At 71.3% G+C, this 15671-nt stretch carries 15 protein-coding genes and 1 tRNA gene; 14 read left to right on the top strand and 2 right to left on the bottom strand.

The window, feature by feature from the left end; genetic code table 11:
• The 3 genes from G6R25_RS06090 to G6R25_RS06080 form a co-directional block, all read left to right on the top strand.
• Positions 1 to 1214 (top strand): recombination directionality factor (locus G6R25_RS06090; protein WP_205446901.1); only part of this gene is annotated, 1214 nt, incomplete at its 5' end.
• A 60-nt stretch (positions 1215 to 1274) separates the two neighbouring features.
• Entirely contained in the window at positions 1275 to 1604 is a 330-nt protein-coding gene (locus G6R25_RS06085; RefSeq protein ID WP_136448828.1) for a helix-turn-helix domain-containing protein, read from the top strand.
• A 751-nt stretch (positions 1605 to 2355) separates the two neighbouring features.
• Complete coding sequence (locus G6R25_RS06080; protein ID WP_163552194.1) at positions 2356 to 2970, top strand: site-specific integrase; 615 nt, start codon at positions 2356 to 2358, stop codon at positions 2968 to 2970.
• A gap of 229 nt (positions 2971 to 3199) precedes the next feature.
• On the opposite strand, the gene G6R25_RS06075 is transcribed toward G6R25_RS06080, so the two are convergent.
• Both G6R25_RS06075 and G6R25_RS06070 read right to left on the bottom strand, forming a co-directional pair.
• Positions 3200 to 3273: transfer RNA gene (locus G6R25_RS06075), tRNA-Pro, on the bottom strand.
• A gap of 161 nt (positions 3274 to 3434) precedes the next feature.
• Complete coding sequence (locus G6R25_RS06070) at positions 3435 to 3962, bottom strand: hypothetical protein (RefSeq protein ID WP_235947568.1); 528 nt, start codon at positions 3960 to 3962, stop codon at positions 3435 to 3437.
• Positions 3963 to 4254: 292 nt separating this feature from the next.
• Between G6R25_RS06070 and G6R25_RS06065 the strand changes: the two genes are divergently transcribed.
• The 11 genes from G6R25_RS06065 (at position 4255) to G6R25_RS06015 (ending at position 15670) form a co-directional block, all read left to right on the top strand.
• Positions 4255 to 5244: a class F sortase gene (locus G6R25_RS06065; RefSeq protein ID WP_235947566.1), complete on the top strand. Its 990-nt coding sequence runs from the start codon at positions 4255 to 4257 to the stop codon at positions 5242 to 5244.
• A 689-nt stretch (positions 5245 to 5933) separates the two neighbouring features.
• Positions 5934 to 7013 carry a C40 family peptidase gene (locus tag G6R25_RS06060; protein ID WP_163552192.1) on the top strand — a complete coding sequence of 360 codons (1080 nt, stop codon included), beginning with the start codon at positions 5934 to 5936 and terminating at the stop codon, positions 7011 to 7013.
• A gap of 201 nt (positions 7014 to 7214) precedes the next feature.
• Positions 7215 to 7886: a cardiolipin synthase ClsA gene (locus G6R25_RS06055; RefSeq protein ID WP_163552191.1), complete on the top strand. Its 672-nt coding sequence runs from the start codon at positions 7215 to 7217 to the stop codon at positions 7884 to 7886.
• An 18-nt stretch (positions 7887 to 7904) separates the two neighbouring features.
• Complete coding sequence (locus G6R25_RS06050) at positions 7905 to 10391, top strand: mannose-1-phosphate guanyltransferase (protein WP_163552200.1); 2487 nt, start codon at positions 7905 to 7907, stop codon at positions 10389 to 10391.
• Between the two features lie 322 nt (positions 10392 to 10713).
• Positions 10714 to 11586 carry a DUF881 domain-containing protein gene (locus G6R25_RS06045; RefSeq protein ID WP_163552190.1) on the top strand — a complete coding sequence of 291 codons (873 nt, stop codon included), beginning with the start codon at positions 10714 to 10716 and terminating at the stop codon, positions 11584 to 11586.
• Positions 11583 to 11915, top strand: a complete 333-nt coding sequence (locus tag G6R25_RS06040) for a small basic family protein (RefSeq protein WP_136449740.1) — start codon at positions 11583 to 11585, stop codon at positions 11913 to 11915. The genes G6R25_RS06045 and G6R25_RS06040 overlap by 4 nt, the downstream gene beginning before the upstream one ends.
• Before the next feature lie 2 nt (positions 11916 to 11917).
• Entirely contained in the window at positions 11918 to 12919 is a 1002-nt protein-coding gene (locus G6R25_RS06035) for a DUF881 domain-containing protein (RefSeq protein ID WP_235947564.1), read from the top strand.
• Positions 12920 to 13015: 96 nt separating this feature from the next.
• Positions 13016 to 13396 (top strand): glycine cleavage system protein GcvH, encoded by a 381-nt coding sequence (gcvH, locus tag G6R25_RS06030; protein ID WP_163552198.1) that lies wholly within the window; start codon positions 13016 to 13018, stop codon positions 13394 to 13396.
• A gap of 294 nt (positions 13397 to 13690) precedes the next feature.
• Positions 13691 to 14236, top strand: coding sequence for an FHA domain-containing protein (locus tag G6R25_RS06025; protein WP_163552189.1), 546 nt, complete (start codon positions 13691 to 13693; stop codon positions 14234 to 14236).
• Positions 14214 to 15026: a transcriptional regulator FtsR gene (ftsR, locus tag G6R25_RS06020; RefSeq protein ID WP_419469313.1), complete on the top strand. Its 813-nt coding sequence runs from the start codon at positions 14214 to 14216 to the stop codon at positions 15024 to 15026. Before G6R25_RS06025 ends, ftsR begins: the two co-directional genes overlap by 23 nt.
• A 158-nt stretch (positions 15027 to 15184) precedes the next feature.
• Positions 15185 to 15670, top strand: coding sequence for a bifunctional nuclease family protein (locus tag G6R25_RS06015; protein ID WP_163552187.1), 486 nt, complete (start codon positions 15185 to 15187; stop codon positions 15668 to 15670).
• The last annotated feature ends 1 nt before the right edge of the window (position 15671 follow it).

Raw genomic sequence — 15671 nt, 5'->3', positions numbered from 1 at the left:
ACGGGGCCAATACTCCGCGTAGCAGATCGCAACCTAGAACGATCTTCCCGGGGCCCTGCTACAAGGCCGAGATCCTGCGCATGCAGCAGGAAGGCATCATCGACGGGCAGATCCGAATCGGGACATCCACGCCCGGCGAGAAGAGGGGTGCCAAGAATCCGGTTCGTCTTGACACCTGGCGCTTCACCTCGCCGAGCCGGCGCGCGATCGAGGCAGCGGCGAAGAAGTTCGGCGGTACGGCGGAAGTCTGGGAGTCCGACCGGGGGCTCCAGCGGCAGACGACGACCCCCCTCGCGGAGCTGCCCGTCTATTTCGGCGGCGGTGCCACCGTGGACCAGTGGATGGTTCACTGGGAGAGAGGGAAGTGCCTTCGCCGGTGCACCGGAGCGGCCGATGCCATCAATCAGGTCACCGGAAATCCGTGCGAGTGCAACGCGACCGGACGGGAGCTGTGCCAGGCAGAGACAAAGCTGCGGGTCCGTTTCCCTGACCTGCCGGGAGTCGGTTGGTGGCGGTTCACCTCTCACGGCAAGCATGTCGCCGCGGACTTTCCGGAGAAGGCGGCCTTTCTCAAGTTCCTTGCTGAGGGTGGCATCTACGTGCCGGCCAACCTGATCCTGCGCACCATGATTCTTCCCGGCAAGCGGTTCCCGGTGGTGCACATCGACATCGTGAACTCCATGACCGAGATTGAGGCGCGAGTCGAAGGCGTCGGGACACTCCGTGAGATCGCGGCGGCCCGCGGGAAGACGTTGGCGCTCACAGCCGGCGAAGACATCGCCGCGCTTCCTGCTGGGGCCAGTGAGGCCGCCGCGTCCGCGGGGCCTGCCGCGCAGGTGACCCCGGTGGCCGGTGGGGCTCAGGCCCAAGGCGCCGGGCAGCAGCCGCAGCCGCCGGTCGATCCGGGGGAGCGCGCCCGCCAGGCCGCAGCGTGGGCGAGGCGCGACACCAGTACGCGGGAAAAGATCATCGCTTTCCTCGCGGATCACGCGAAGGACCCGGCGATGGACGAGTTCGTCGTCCTGGACGAGACAGAGCCGGCGATCACCCTTCGGGAGCTGCTCGGCGACCGCCTGGAAGCCCTCGCGAAAGCGGCCGAGCGCGGCAGCAAGCCGCCGGCTGACGACGCCGAGGAGGGCGTCTACGACCCCGAGCTCGGCAAGACGATCCCGCACGGCGTCGGCGTCCAGCCCGGCGAGCTCCCGGGCTATTAACACCTACCCCGGGGGTCAACCTGCCCCCGGGGTTCCCCGTCCGACCGAAAAGGACCCCTCGTGCGCACTGCCACCCGCCCTCGCCGGCCGGACCCGCACGGCCTCGCCCTCGCCACCCTGCCTCCGGCGCCCGCGCCGCAGCCGGCCTCCGTTGTCGAGCCGCCCGGCCTGACCGAGATCCTGGCGCCCCTGCGGGCCTATGGCGGCCCGCAGCCGTTCGGGTCGCGTGAGGCCGCCGAGCTGCTCGACGTGGAGCCCAGAACGGTCACGAGCTGGGCTACCGCCCGCAAGTTGTCCGGGTTGAAGCTCGCGAACAACATCGGATGGCGGTTCACCATCCGGGACCTCGTCGAGTTCCTGACGAAGCGGTACTATGCCGCCCGACGGTAGGCACAACAGGGGGCCATCGACTGATCACGGGCCGCCGTCTGCGACCATCGGCAGTCTATGGCCACGTTCGAGCCCCTGCCCGCCCGGAAGTCCGACGGTCGTATCCGCGTCCGGGTGCGGCTGGTGCGGACCAACCATCGGGCGCCGACTGACGAGACGATGTGGCGCCCAATCTTCGATACGAAGTCCGCCGCTCGCTCCTGGGCCGTGCGGGCTGAACGCCACCTCGACCACGGGCACGTGCCGGACTGCATCTGTGTCTCGATGGCCGAGCGGTGTACCGGCGAGACCAAGCAGGCGCCGGTCGAGGAACCACCCCAGCTTCTTGCCGACACCCTCACGCTGGCCGCGTGGCGCGAGCGATGGTGGCCGACCTACTGTCGGTCGACCCGCAAGGCGATCCGCAGTGTGGCCGAGGCGGATCGCCGCTGGCGGCTGCACGTCGAGCCGCGCTGGGGCGGCACTCTGCTGTCTGCGTTCGACCGCCTCGACATCCAGGACTGGGTGGACGAGGATCTCGCAGGCTGGCGCGCCGCGGCGACCGTAGAGCTGATCTACAAGGATCTGCAGCTCCTGCTGGCTTCGGCGGTGGACCACCGGCCGCCGATCCTGGGCTACAACCCTTGCTACAAGATCCGCCTGCCGGAGGGTGACGGCGCCGAGGCGGTCTACACCGACACCACGGGCATCGCCGGCATCGCCCGCGGTGCGCGTTCTACGCCGACCTGGTGTGGTGCCTGTGGGGCACCGGGTGGCGGTGGGCCGAGATGGTCGGCCTGCGCGAGGATCTCGTCGTCGAGGGGGCAACCGCGACCCCGACGACAACGGGCCGTGCATCGACCGGGAGGCCGGCGTACTGCGCCTCCATCCGAAACTGGGGTGCCTGATCGAGGCCGATGGGCACCTGACCTCCGGCCCGCCGAAGACCCGCGGGTCGGCCCGGACCACCCGCGTGCCCGACTTCGTGTTCGACATGATCGACGTCCGGCTCGACTGGAGGCCCAAGAAGGGCGAGCGAGACCCCTTCGTCTGGCATGGCCCCCGCGGTGGGCTGCTGCGCCGCTCTGGCTTCAACCGGCGGGCATGGCGCCCGGCCTGTGACGGCCGACCGGTCGAGCCGAAGCGCCGCGGCACCCCGGGACATCCGGGCTGGGAGCCGCTCGTGCCCGGCATGAAGGTGCATGGCATCCGTCACAGCCACAAGGCGGCGCTGGAGGCGGCCGGCATCCCGGACTCCGCGATCGAGGCGCGGTTGGGCCATGCGCCGGGCGGCATTTCCGGGCTCTACTCCCACGTTCTGCGGGAGACCGAGGACCGGATCGTCAAGGCGCTCCAGGCCCGCTACGAGGCTGCGACCGCGGCCTGATCCATCCCGGGTATCGCCACATCGCTATGACGACAAGATCCTTTGTTCTTTGATGTGAAGAACGTCACACCACCGTTTCGAGCCCGATTCCGGCCGCGAAAGCCGCGAGCGGGCCTGGCGAGGCCCCGCGAAGGCCAGATTTTTCATGATCCACGGAACTGTCCATATGGTGTCCATGAAATGCGAACGCCCCCTCCGCCGCGATCGGCCGAGGGGGCGTTTCTCCTTGTCGGGACGACAGGATTTGAACCTGCGACCCCCAGACCCCCAGTCTGGTGCGCTACCAAGCTGCGCCACGTCCCGTACGGCAGCAACATTACCGTATCGGCGACCCGGGGTGGTGACCGGAGGTCGCGTCTGCGTCGACGCGACCCCCGACCCTCGTGCGCGGCCCCGCGTGGGACCAGGCCGAGGCCGTCACCCACGAGGGTCTCTGTGCGGCTGATCTCCACGATGGTGCAGGGTCAGGCCGCGCCCTGGGCGCGCCGCCGAGCCACCCCCGCGCCGATCAGCAGGGCGCCGACGGTGGCACCGGCGAGGGGGAGCAGGGGCGAGGACCCGTGGTCGGCCATGCCGCCGCCGCCGGCGGCTACGCCACCGGCTCCGCCGCCCACGCCACCGACGCCGCCCACGCCACCGACCCCGCCGCCCAGGACACCGACCCCGACACCGGCGACGCCGCCGCCGACCGGGCAGTTCTTGTTCTTGTTCTTGTTCTTGTTCTTGTTCTTGTTCTTGTCTTTGTCGTCCCAGTTGAACCAGTCGCCGTCCTTGTTACCGATGCCGTCCTTGTTGCCGTCGATGCCGTCCTTGTTGTCCTTGTTGTCCTTGTTGTCCTTGTCGCCGAAGATGTCCCAGCCGTCGTCCTTCTTGTCGCTGCAAGGGTTCTGGTCCTTGTCATCGAAGGCGTGGGCGGCGGCCAGGCCGGGCCCGAAGGTGAGGGCGACACTCGCTGCACTCGACATCGCGAGAACAGCGGCGCTTCGGCCCATACCCTTCTTCATCTGGTCCCCTCTCTAACGTAAGGTGATCAGTATGTCGCTGCGAGTGACACCATAGCGACTGCGTGTGGGGATGCATGGCAAGCGGGCCGGGCGTGGTGCGACCGGTCCGGCCGGCGCGAGAACCGCCGTGCCGACTGGATTTCACGGCTTGTCCCGCCGTCGACCGGGATGGCGGGCGCCGTCGGTGGCCGGCCTCGAGCCGTCTCGCGCGTGCTTACCGATTGTTGCCAACCCGCTCGCTAGGGTGACGGTCAGTGAAGGGGTGGGAGGGACTGAAGGGGTGGGAGGGACTGTGGAACGCGAGACCAACGGCAGCCATCGGAAGCCCGCCATCGGCCCGGTGCCCGTCGCCGCCGCCGCGGCGGCGCGGCCTCTCCTGCTGTGGCGCGGGCTGCTCCTCGTGGGCCTGGTGCTCATCGTCGGCAGCGGATTCCGCCTCGCGGAACCGGCACTCGACGCCGTCCGCGGCGGCTCCGGGGCGGATGCGGCGGCCGAGCTGCCCGACATCCCGCCGCCACCACCACCGCCGGCCCCCACGGGTCCCACCACCGGCCTGCCGCCCGCGCTGGTCGAGCAGCCGGTGGTGGTCATCAACGATCCCGTCCGGCTGCGCATCCGGCGGATCGGGGTCGACGCGCCGATCACTCACCTCGGCCTGGCCCCGGACGGCTCGATCGCGGTGCCGAAGGCCTGGGGCGACGTGGGCTGGTTCGACCGCGGCCCCGCGCCGGGGGGCATCGGCCCGTCGGTCCTCGTCGGGCACTACGATTCCACCACGGGGCCGGCGGTCTTCTACCGCCTGCCCCAGTTCCTCCCCGGCGACCGGGTCGAGGTCGCCGGGCGGACCGGAGTCGCCCAGGCGTTCATCGTCGACCGGACCGAGGACGTGTCCAAGGCGGCGTTCCCGAGCCAGCGGGTCTACGGGCCGGTGACCCGCCCGGAGTTGCGGCTGATCACCTGCGGCGGCGCCTTCGACCACAAGACCAAGCACTACCTCAACAACATCGTGGTCTACGCCCACGCGGACACCTTCGCCGACCCGCCCGCCGGTGCGGCTGCGGTCTCGCCCGCCCCCGTGGCGACGGTCCCCCCATCGGTGCTGCATACCGGCACCTTGGTGCCGTCGGGCGCTGGTGTGGGTGCCGTGGCGCCGGCGGCAGGCGCGCTCGTCCCGGCGGCACCCCGCGGTGTGGCCCCGGCGGCGCCTACCATCCCCGAGGCGGGCGTCGGCGCGGGTCAGGGAATTCCCCCGGGTCGATCCGTCGGCTGACTGTTCCGGATTTCCGACGACCCGCCGGCCGGGGTGCGGTGACGTTCGCGCGGCGTTGTGCGCTCGGCGTCTGACCTGGGTGCGGATGCCGCCGTCCGGCCCCGGAACGACGGTATTGCCCGGTTCTGCTGAACTGGCGGGGCCCCCGTTCCGGCCGCCCCGGGGTGGCTCGCTGGATCACCTGCGCAGCGTCACCTGAGGCGCGGCGCGGTACACGGCGGGTCAGATCTGGGCGCGGGAACTGTCACGGGAGGCAAGCCGAGGCTCGTCGTCGCCTCCACGCTATCGCGCAACGTGAGATCACGTTTACTTCTTGCTGAGGCGCGGGTGTTTTCCGGGAGCGTGTTCGAGCGTTGGGTTCGGGGTGGTTGCCGACCCTGCTGGTATGTCCATATATGGTCATCGACAGCACTTCTGTTCTGACCGTTCCATCGGTGTCCGAAATCTGAAGTGCTGGTTACGTGGCATCCGAACAGTCATACCCGTCGGACCGATGCGCCTAGTCCTGCCCCCGGTTCGGCGACCCCTCCGAGTATGTCGGGGCAGGCACGGGGGACCCATGGTCCTGGAGGCGGCCGCCGCAACCGGGACGCCACCAGGAGTGGAGCAGATGGTCCGCGCGGCCGGCGCAGGGCTCCCCGGCCCGCATCCGGCAGCTCACCTCAGTAGGCGCACGGGAAGGACACGCCTTGCCCCGTCGTGGTATGGCCTGGCTACCGGAGGACTGGGAACAGTTCGTCCGCAGTCGCCAGCGCCCGCCGGCGCCTCGCACCGCCTCAGGCTCCGCCGCGGCCCGCCGCCGTACCACGGCTCCGCCCCGCCGGGCCGCCACCATCGCCGCGTTCACGACCGGGACTCTCGCCGCCTCGACGGCCGCCTTCGCCGCGACGGTGCCCGGCGGGACCGACGGCGCCGCCTCGCTGGACGCGGGCTCGCCGATCCACGAGGCCTCGCTCGCGGTGAGCCACGGCGCCGTCGGCGACCTGACCGGCACGCGCGCCCTCGCCCCGCTGGCCACCGCGATCGCCGGCCACGATCCGGTCTTCACCAACGTCTCCATCACCGCGGACAAGTCGACCGTCGCACCGAACACCCCCGTCGTGCTGACCGTGCGCGCCACCGAGGCCGACAGCGGCGCCCCGCTGTCGGGCGCAGATGTCCGCATCGTGGTCGTGAACGGGCCGCAGTGGCAGACCTCGACGCGCCTGCACACCGACGCCGGCGGGACTGCCCAGATCGCCGCCCGGCTGCTGTCCACGACGACCATCACCGCCGTCTTCGACGGGTCGAACGCGCTGCGGCCTTCCCTCGCCGGCGCCGCCACCGTGACGATCACCAGCCCGACGCGCGCCGGGTTCGGCGGCGGCGGTGCCGGGTCGGTCATCGACCAGGCCATCCCCACGGTCATCCCGGGCAGTTCCATCGGTGAGAAGGCCGTCTACCTGGCGTCGCTGAACAAGGGCAAGCCGTACGTCTGGGGCGCCGAGGGGCCCTACTCCTTCGACTGCTCGGGCCTGGTCCAGTACGTGTTCAAGCAGCTCGGCCGGTTCCTGCCGCGCACCGCACAGGGGCAGTACAACGTTTCCACCAAGGTGCCGCAGTCCGGCAAGCAGCCCGGCGACCTGATTTTTTACGGCACCCCGGGCAACATCTACCACGTCGGCATCTACGCCGGGAACGGCTACATGTGGGCCGCGCCGCAGACCGGCGGCGTCGTCTCGCTGCGTCCCATCTACAGCTCCACCTACAAGGTCGGCCGCATCCACTGACGGCGCTGGAAGGCGTTGGGAGGCGCTGGGCGCCCGGTCGGCGGCGACGGGCCGGGCCGGCGGTGACCGGCCCCGGTCGACCAGGGCCGGGGCGGGCCGTCGGCCGATGCCGCCGGTCCGGCGGACCAGCGGCGACGAGCATCAGCTAGCGTCTGCCCTGTCCGGCCTGCCGTCGAAGCGCCGGTGGAGGAGGGACGTCGCATGACCGCGCCCACCCCGCAGCCCGCGGCGCCCGAGCCGGCGCCGCCGGACCGGGTGTGGACGATCCCCAACGCGTTGTCGACCCTGCGACTACTCGGCGTGCCGGTGTTCCTCTGGCTGGTACTCGGGCCGGAGGCGGACGGTGCGGCGCTGGGGATCCTCGCGTTCGCCGGGATCAGCGACTACCTCGACGGCAAGCTCGCCCGCGCGCTCAACCAGACCAGCCGCCTCGGGGTGCTGCTGGACCCGCTCGCCGACCGGCTCTACATCCTCTCCACGATCATCGCGCTGACCGTGCGCGACATCGTGCCGGTCTGGTTCGCCGTCCTGTTGCTGGCCCGCGACGTGGCGCTGCTGGCTCTGCCGCCGCTGCTGCGCCGCATCGGCGTGGGCGTCGCCCTGCCCGTGCACTACCTGGGCAAGGCGGCGACGTTCAACCTGCTCTACGCCTTCCCGCTGCTGCTGCTCTCCGCCGGGGACTCGTGGCTGGCGACCGCGGCCCGCCCCCTCGGATGGGCGTTCGCGATCTGGGGTACTGCCCTTTACTGGTGGTCCGGCCTGCTCTACTGCGTCCAGGCCGGCCAGCTCGCCCGGCGCTATCGGGCCCACACCCGGACCAGCATCCATGATCCGACCGGCGCCCACCCCCGGGCCGGCGAGAGCGGGAGGTAAGCGGTGAGAGCCGTCGTCATGGCGGGCGGCGAGGGCACTCGGCTACGCCCGCTGACCGCGAACCTGCCCAAGCCGCTGCTACCCGTCGTTAACCGGCCGATCATGGAGCACGTGCTGCGGCTACTCAAGCGGCACGGCTTCGACGAGACGGTCGTGACGGTCCAGTTCCTGGCGTCGACGATCCGTACCTACTTCGGCTCCGGCGACGAGCTCGGCATGCACCTGTCGTACGCCACCGAGACGACCCCGCTGGGCACCGCCGGCAGCGTGAAGAACGCCGAGGAGGCCCTACGCGACGAGGCGTTCCTCGTCATCAGCGGGGATGCGCTGACCGACATCGACCTCACCGGCCTCGTCGCGTTCCACCGCCGCCAGGGCGCCCTGGTCACCGTCGCCCTCAAGTCGGTGCCCGACCCGCTGGAGTTCGGCATCGTCATCACCGGCGAGGACGGGCGCATCCAGCGCTTCCTGGAGAAGCCGACCTGGGGGCAGGTCTTCTCCGACACGGTCAACACCGGGATCTACGTGATGGAACCCGAGGTCCTCGCGCACGTGCCACCCGGCGAGGCCGTCGACTGGTCCGGCGACGTCTTCCCCCGCCTCGTCGCGGCCGGCGCGCCGGTGTTTGGCTACGTCGCGGCCGGCTACTGGGAGGACGTCGGCACCATCGCGAGCTTCCTGCGCGCCCAGGCCGACGTGCTCAACCGGCAGGTCGACGTCGAGATCGACGGCTTCGAGGTCTCGCCCGGCGTGTGGGTCGGCGAGGACGCCGAGGTGGACCCCGACGCCATCCTCAAGGGCCCGCTCGCCGTCGGCGACTACAGCAAGGTCGAGGCCGGCGCCGAGCTGCGGGAGTTCACCGTGCTCGGCAGCAACGTCCTGGTCAAGAGCGGCGCCTTCCTGCACCGGGCGATCGTTCAGGACAACGCGCTGATCGGCCCGCAGACCAACCTGCGCGGCTGCGTCATCGGCAAGAGCACCGACGTGCTGCGGGCGGCCCGGATCGAGGAGGGTGCCGTCATCGGCGACGAGTGCGTCGTGCGTGAGGAGGCGTTCGTCTCCCACGACGTGAAGGTATACCCGTTCAAGACGATCGAGGCCGGGGCGGTCGTCAACACCTCGGTCATCTGGGAGTCCCGCGGGCAGCGCTCCCTGTTCGGCCCGCGCGGCGTGTCCGGCCTGATCAACGCCGAGATCACCCCCGAGCTCGTCGTCCGCATCGCCGGCGCCTACGCCACCACCCTGAAGAAGGGCGCCACCGTCACCACGGCGCGCGACGGATCCCGGGCCGCCCGCGCCCTCAAGCGGGCCGTCATCAGCGCGCTGACCGCCGGGGCCATCAACATCCGTGACCTCGAGGTGTCGCCGATGCCGGTCACCCGGTTCGACGTCCGCTCCTCCAACGTCGCCGGCGGGATCATGGTGCGGACCGCCCCCGGCGACCCGGAACGCATCGACATCCTCTTCCTCGACGCCGACGGCGACGACCTGTCCCCGGCCGCCCAGCGCAAGCTCGACCGGGTCTTCTCCCGCCAGGACTTCCGCCGCGCCTTCCCCGGCGAGATCGGCGACCTGCGCTTCCCCGCCCGCACCCTGGACCTCTACATCCAGGACCTGCTCGACCGGGTCGACACCACGGGCCTCGCCGAGGCGGATCTGAAGATCGTCGTCGATCCGTCCGGCGGCTCCGCCTCGCTCGTGCTCCCCACCCTGCTAGGCCGGCTCGGGGTCGACGTGCTGACCGTCAACGGGCGGGTCGACGAGATCATCCCGGCTCACAGCGCCGCCGACGACCTGCTCGCGACCAACCGGCTCGGCGCCCTGGTCGCCAGCTCCGGCGCGGCCTTCGGGGTGCGCTTCGACCACGTCGGCGAGCGCATCGCCATCGTCGACGAGCGGGGCGACCTCATCGACGACGATCGGGCCCTGTTGGTCTTCCTCGACCTCGTGGCCGCCGAGAGCCGGGGCGCCGAGGTCGCCCTGCCGGTCACCACCACCCGGGTGGCCGACCAGGTGACCCACTTCCACGGGCTGACCGTGCGGCGGACCTCCCTGTCGGCCGCGGCGCTGACCCGGGTCGCCCGGGAGGAGGGCGTCGTCTTCGCCGCCGACGGCCGGGGCGGTTTCGTCGTCGGCGAGTTCGCCCCCGCCATCGACGGGCTCGCCGCCTTCGTGAAGCTGCTGACCCTCGTCGCGCGGACCCGGCTGACGCTGTCCGCCATCGATGCCCGCATCCCGTCCATCGCGATCCTGCGCCGCTCGGTGCCCACCCCGTGGGCGGCCAAGGGCACGGTCATGCGCCGCATCGTGGAATCCGTCGATCCGGAGGCCGGCCAGACCATCGACACCACCGACGGGGTGCGCATCGTGGGCTCCGACGGCTCCTGGGTGCTCGTGCTGCCCGATCCCAGCGAGGCTGTCACCCACCTGTGGGCCGAGGGCGCCGATCTGAGTCAGGCCCACCGGTTGCTGCGCCGCTGGGCCGAGGTGGTCGAGGCCTCCTGATCAGTCGGGCCTCGGTGTCAGGATGCCGAGGCTCGGGCACGGTTTTCGGCCGGCAAACCGTCTCTTGCCCTCGGCGCGTCTGTGTAACAGAGTCGTCACCGGTGGCGCGACTGGCCCGCGCAGGGCGTCCCGGCCGGCCACGGCACGCGCGGGGCCATCGAGGTCGGCGGCGGCGGGCCTCCCGTCGGTCAGAATGCCGAATGTGTGGGATCGGACCGGATGGCGATGGCCAGAGGTGAAATGCTCCTCCGGCCGCTGCGGGATGCCCGGAGCCCCGAAGCCCCTCCCCGGAGCCCCGGAGCCCCTGCCGGCGGAGCTCGCCATGCTCCTCGACGACCCACCGCGGCGATCCCCCTCGCCCGCCGAGTCGGGGCCGCCTGCCGAGTTGTCGCCCGCGGGCCGGGCGGGGGCGGGGGGCCGGCGATGGCTCCGGCCGGTGACGCTGGTGCTGGTCCTGCTCGGCGGTGTGATCGCGCTCGGGGCGCGGCGCGGCACCATCACCACCGACGACCGAGCGCGGCTCGCGGCGACCCTGCGTGTGCAGGTCGGCGAGCGCTCCGTCGCCCTGGCCGGCGCCGAGGACCGGGTCAGGCAGCTGCGGTCCGTGGTCGCGGCGGCCAGGGAGCAGCACCGTCAGGCCGATCGCGACCATGCCGGCGCCGTGGCGCAGATCGCGGCGCTCGGTCCCGAGGCGGGTTCGGTCGCCGTGACGGGTTCCGGCGTACGGATCAAGGTCACCGACCGGCTGGCCGGCGGCTCCGGCTCCGCCGACCCCCGCGTCTCGGCGTCCGGCACTCCTCGTCCGCACCAGTCCGCCCCGACGACTGTCCCAGACGCGGCCGGCCCGGGACGAATTCAGGATCACGATCTCGCCGACCTGGTGAACGTGCTGTGGATCTCCGGGGCCGAAGCGATCGCGATCAACGGAGTGCGGCTGACGGCGCTCAGCGCGATCCGGGCGGCGGGGGACCTCATTCTGATCAGCTTTATCCCGGTGCTGGCGCCGTACGACGTCGAGGCCATCGGTGATCCGCGGCGACTGGTGCGGCGGGTGGAGCAGTCGGCGGTGGTCGACCGGCTGCGCCATCGTCCAGGTTCCCCCGTGACCTCCCTGACGGCGTCCGCCGCCGAGACCCTGACCCTGCCCGCGGCGCCGCCACCGGTGCTGCGCCATGCCCGACGGAGCGGATCATGATTCCCCTGCTGGCCCTCGTGCTGGGGGTGGTGGCCGGACTGCTGCTGGGTCCGACCGCCCCGGACTGGCTGGACCCCTACCTGCCGGTCGCGGTCGTCGCGGCGGTCGACGCCGCCCTCGGCGCCGCGCGTTCGCTCGTCGAGGGGACGTTCGACGATCGGGAGTTTATCGTCTCGTTCGTCTCCAACGTGGTGATCGCCGTCCTGCTCGTGCTGCTCGGCGACCTGATCGGCGTCGGCGGCGCGCTGTCGACGGCGGTCGTCGTGGTGTTGGGCATCCGGATCTTCGCGACTGCGACGGTCCTGCGTCGCGCGCTGATCAGGATCTGACGATGGCGGCGAGCGCGGCGGCCTCCCCTCGACCTGAACCGGTCGACGTGCCCCCGGCCGAACCGGTTGCCGCCGGTGTCGCTCCGGCGCAGCCCGTTGCGGGCGAGCCGGACGCGCCGGGCCCCGCCGACCCGGCATCCGTCGGGGTCGGCGGGGCTGGTGACGGTGCGGCTGGTGGGGGCGCCGGTCGGCGGGGCGTGGATGAAGGGGATCCGGAGTCGGGTGTGGCCGGGGAGGAGTCGGCTGCGCGTGATGTGGCGGCCGCGGAGCCCGGGGCAGGACCGGGGCCGGTGGGGATGCGGCTGCGGCGGCCGGTGACCCTCGTCCTGCTCGCCGCGCTCGGGTTCGCGGGGGTCGTTGCGGCCCGTTCGGCGGACCCGTCGTTCTCTCTCGCCACGGCTAGCCCTGACGAACTCGCGGCCAGTCTCGGCGCGATCGGGGCGCAGGACCATGCGCTCGCGACCCAGGAGGGGCGGCTGCGTCGGGAGGCCGACAGGGCGGTGACGCCGGGGGCGCCGGGAACGCCGGGGGCGTCCTCGGCGGCGGGCGGGGCGTCGGGGCTGGCCGCCGAGCGCGCTCAGGCCGATGAGCTGGCGATTCTCGCCGGGACCGTGCCGGTCGCCGGGTCGGGGCTGGAGCTGACCATCCGGGACCTGCACCGGGCGGTCGACGCCTCGGTGCTCGTCGACGCGCTGCAGGAACTGCGCGACGCGGGCGCGGAGGCCATCGAGATCGCCGGGGTGCGCGCGGTCGTGTCGACCTACGTCGCCGACGAGCCCGGGCACGGACTGATCGTGGACGGAACGTCGGTTGCTCCGCCGTACGTCCTTCGGGTGGTCGGTGATGCGCACACCCTGGACCAGGCGCTGCGGATCCCGGGCGGGGTGCTCGATACGGTAGCGGCGCGGGACGGGGCGCAGGCCGGCGTCCGGACTTCCGGGCACCTCGAAATCCGTGCGCTGCGGCCCGCGCCCAGTCCCCGCTACGCTCGCCCGGCCGGATAGCTCCGCCGCCGCGCGGGTTGCCCGGTGAAGGGGGTAGGACCGACGGCCCCGCCGGTGCTGGTCGGAGCGATGCGGATCAAGGGGAGGCGATCTCCGGTGTACCCGGACGACCTGAAGTACACCCGTGAGCACGAGTGGATCCGGTTCATCGGGAGCACGGCCCGGGTGGGCATCACCTCCTACGCGCAGGAGGCGTTGGGCGACATCGTCTTCGTGTCGCTGCCAGAGGTCGGCGCCACCATCGAGTCGGGGGAGTCCTTCGGCGAGGTCGAGTCGACCAAGAGCGTCTCGGAGATCTACGCCCCGGCCGCGGGCGAGATCACCGCCCGTAACGAGGCGTTGGCGACCGCGCCAGAACTGATCAACTCCGATCCGTACGGGGACGGCTGGCTGGTCGAGTTCATGGTCACGGGTGCGGACGTGATCGAGGGTCTACTGAACGCCGACGAATACGCAGAGCACGCAAAGGAGCACTGAAAGTAATTCCTATGCCCTGTTGGCTGGCGGTGGGTGACGCCACGGCGAACAACACGGGTCGCACCCTTTTCGCGAGTGTGCCCCCGATGCACTAGCCTCGGAGTGCACCGGAGCACGGTCGTGGACGGCCCAGCGGTCGGCATGTGATCATCCCGGTGGTGGGGGTGGGCTGCGAATGTCTGGCTACCACCATCGCAAGTGCTGGTAGAGACGTTCCCGCCGCCTGTCCGGCGGCGGCCGAGTCGGCTGGCGAACCTCGCTCGCGAGGGATCCCGGCAGGAAGCGGACGCGACTGTGTTCTGCACAAGGTGCGGACAGCAGAACCCGTCCGACGCGCTGTATTGCGCGCGGTGCGGGTCCCCTCTGGTGCGTCCGGGTGAGCCCGTGGCGCCGGAGCGGCCCGCCGAACAGACATCGACGTTGAATCTGGCCGCCGCGCTCTCCGGGATTGAGGGCGATCATGTTGACGATTCGACGGAACGGGACGCCGTCGCCGCGGTCGACGCGTTGCCACCGGGTTCGGCGCTGCTGGTGGTCAAGCGCGGCCCGAACGCCGGCAGTCGGTTCCTGCTGGACGCGGACATGACCACCGTCGGGCGGCATCCCGAGAGTGACATCTTCCTCGACGACGTCACCGTCTCGCGCCGGCACGCGGAGTTCCATCGCTCGCCCTACACCAAGGGCTTCTCGGTGCGTGACGTCGGCAGCCTCAACGGCACGTACCTCAACCGTGAGCGCATCGACTCCGCCGAGCTCACCGGCGGCGACGAGGTGCAGATCGGCAAGTTCCGACTGGTGTTCCTCACCGGGGCGAGCTATGGGGGGTCAGCGGCGCGGTGAGCGGGAGGGACCAACGGTGAGCGGCTTCGCTGCGGCGTCGCCGGCCCCGGGCCCGAGCGGGCCCGGTCGGGATCTGGCCGGCTCGGGTGCGAAGGTGCTCAACATCGGCCAGGTCCTGGACCGGCTGCGGGCCGACTTCGCCGACATCACGCTGTCGAAGATCCGTTACCTGGAGGCGGAGGGGCTCGTCGAGCCGGCCCGCACGAGCGCCAACTACCGCAAGTACTCGGCGGACGACGTCGCCCGGCTCCGCTATGTCCTGCATGCGCAGCGGGAGCGGTTCCTCCCGCTGCGCGTGATCAAGGAGGAGCTGTCCTCCCTCGACCGTGGGGATATGCCGGTGCACCGGTCCGGCCCCCGTGCGGTGCCCCCGCATCCGGCTCCTGCCGGCCTAGACGCGATCCTGGGGGTGGAACGGGTCAGAATGTCCCGCCGTGAGCTCCTGGCGGCCGTGGGGCTCGACGAGGACGAACTGGCGGATTTGGAACGGCACGGCCTGGTCGCGCCGATAGCGGGCGGCGGGTATTACGACTCCGACGCCCTGCTGGTCGCCCGCACGGTCGCGCTGCTTGCCGGGCACGGCGTCCAGGCCAGGCATCTGCGGGCGGCCCGAACCGTCGCAGACCGTGAAGCTGGTCTCATCGAGGCCGCCACCGCGCCGCTGCGTGGCCAGCGTGGCGGGGACAACGCCGGGCGGCAGGCGGAGACCGCCGATGAGCTGGCGGCCTTGCTGGTCCGGCTGCATGCGGCCCTGCTGCGTTCCCGGCTGGCGGCCGGCCGGCCGAGCTGAACGGCCGGTCGGGGCCAGGGCGGAAGTGCCCTGCCGGGCAGCGGAACCGGTGGGCGCGCTGACGCCGGGCGGATGCGGGGATACTGTCTCCCCTGTGGGGTTTTCTGGCTCCGGTCACAACATCCTGCCCTGCCCCACCTGCGCGAGGAGGTAGATCGGTGCATCGGCTGGACATCGTCGGCGTGCGAGTCGAGCTTCCGTCGAAGCAGCCGATCGTCCTGCTCAAGGAGGTGGGCGGTGAGCGGTATCTGCCCATCTGGATCGGTGCCGTCGAGGCGACCGCGATCGCCTTCGCCCAGGAGGGCATCACGACGGCTAGACCCATGACCCATGACCTGATGCGGGACGTGCTGCGGGCGTTGCAGACGGATCTGACCCGGGTGACGATCACGGACCTGCAGGACGGCGTCTTCTTCGCCACGCTCGTGTTCGGCAACGGGGTGGAGGTCTCGGCTCGTCCGTCCGACGCGATCGCGCTGGCGATGCGGATGGGCGCGCCCGTCTACGGCGTCGAGGCCGTCCTGGCGGAGGCCGGGATCACGGTTCCCGAAGAGCAGGAGCAGGAGCAGGAGAGCGAACTGGAGAAGTTCCGGGAGTTTCTGGACACGATCTTTCCCGAGGACTTCAACACCCCCGGCTCCTGAG

Source organism: Candidatus Frankia alpina (genome assembly GCF_902806485.1).
Lineage (GTDB): Bacteria > Actinomycetota > Actinomycetes > Frankiales > Frankiaceae > Frankia > Frankia alpina.
This window is presented reverse-complemented; position numbering and strand designations above follow the sequence as displayed.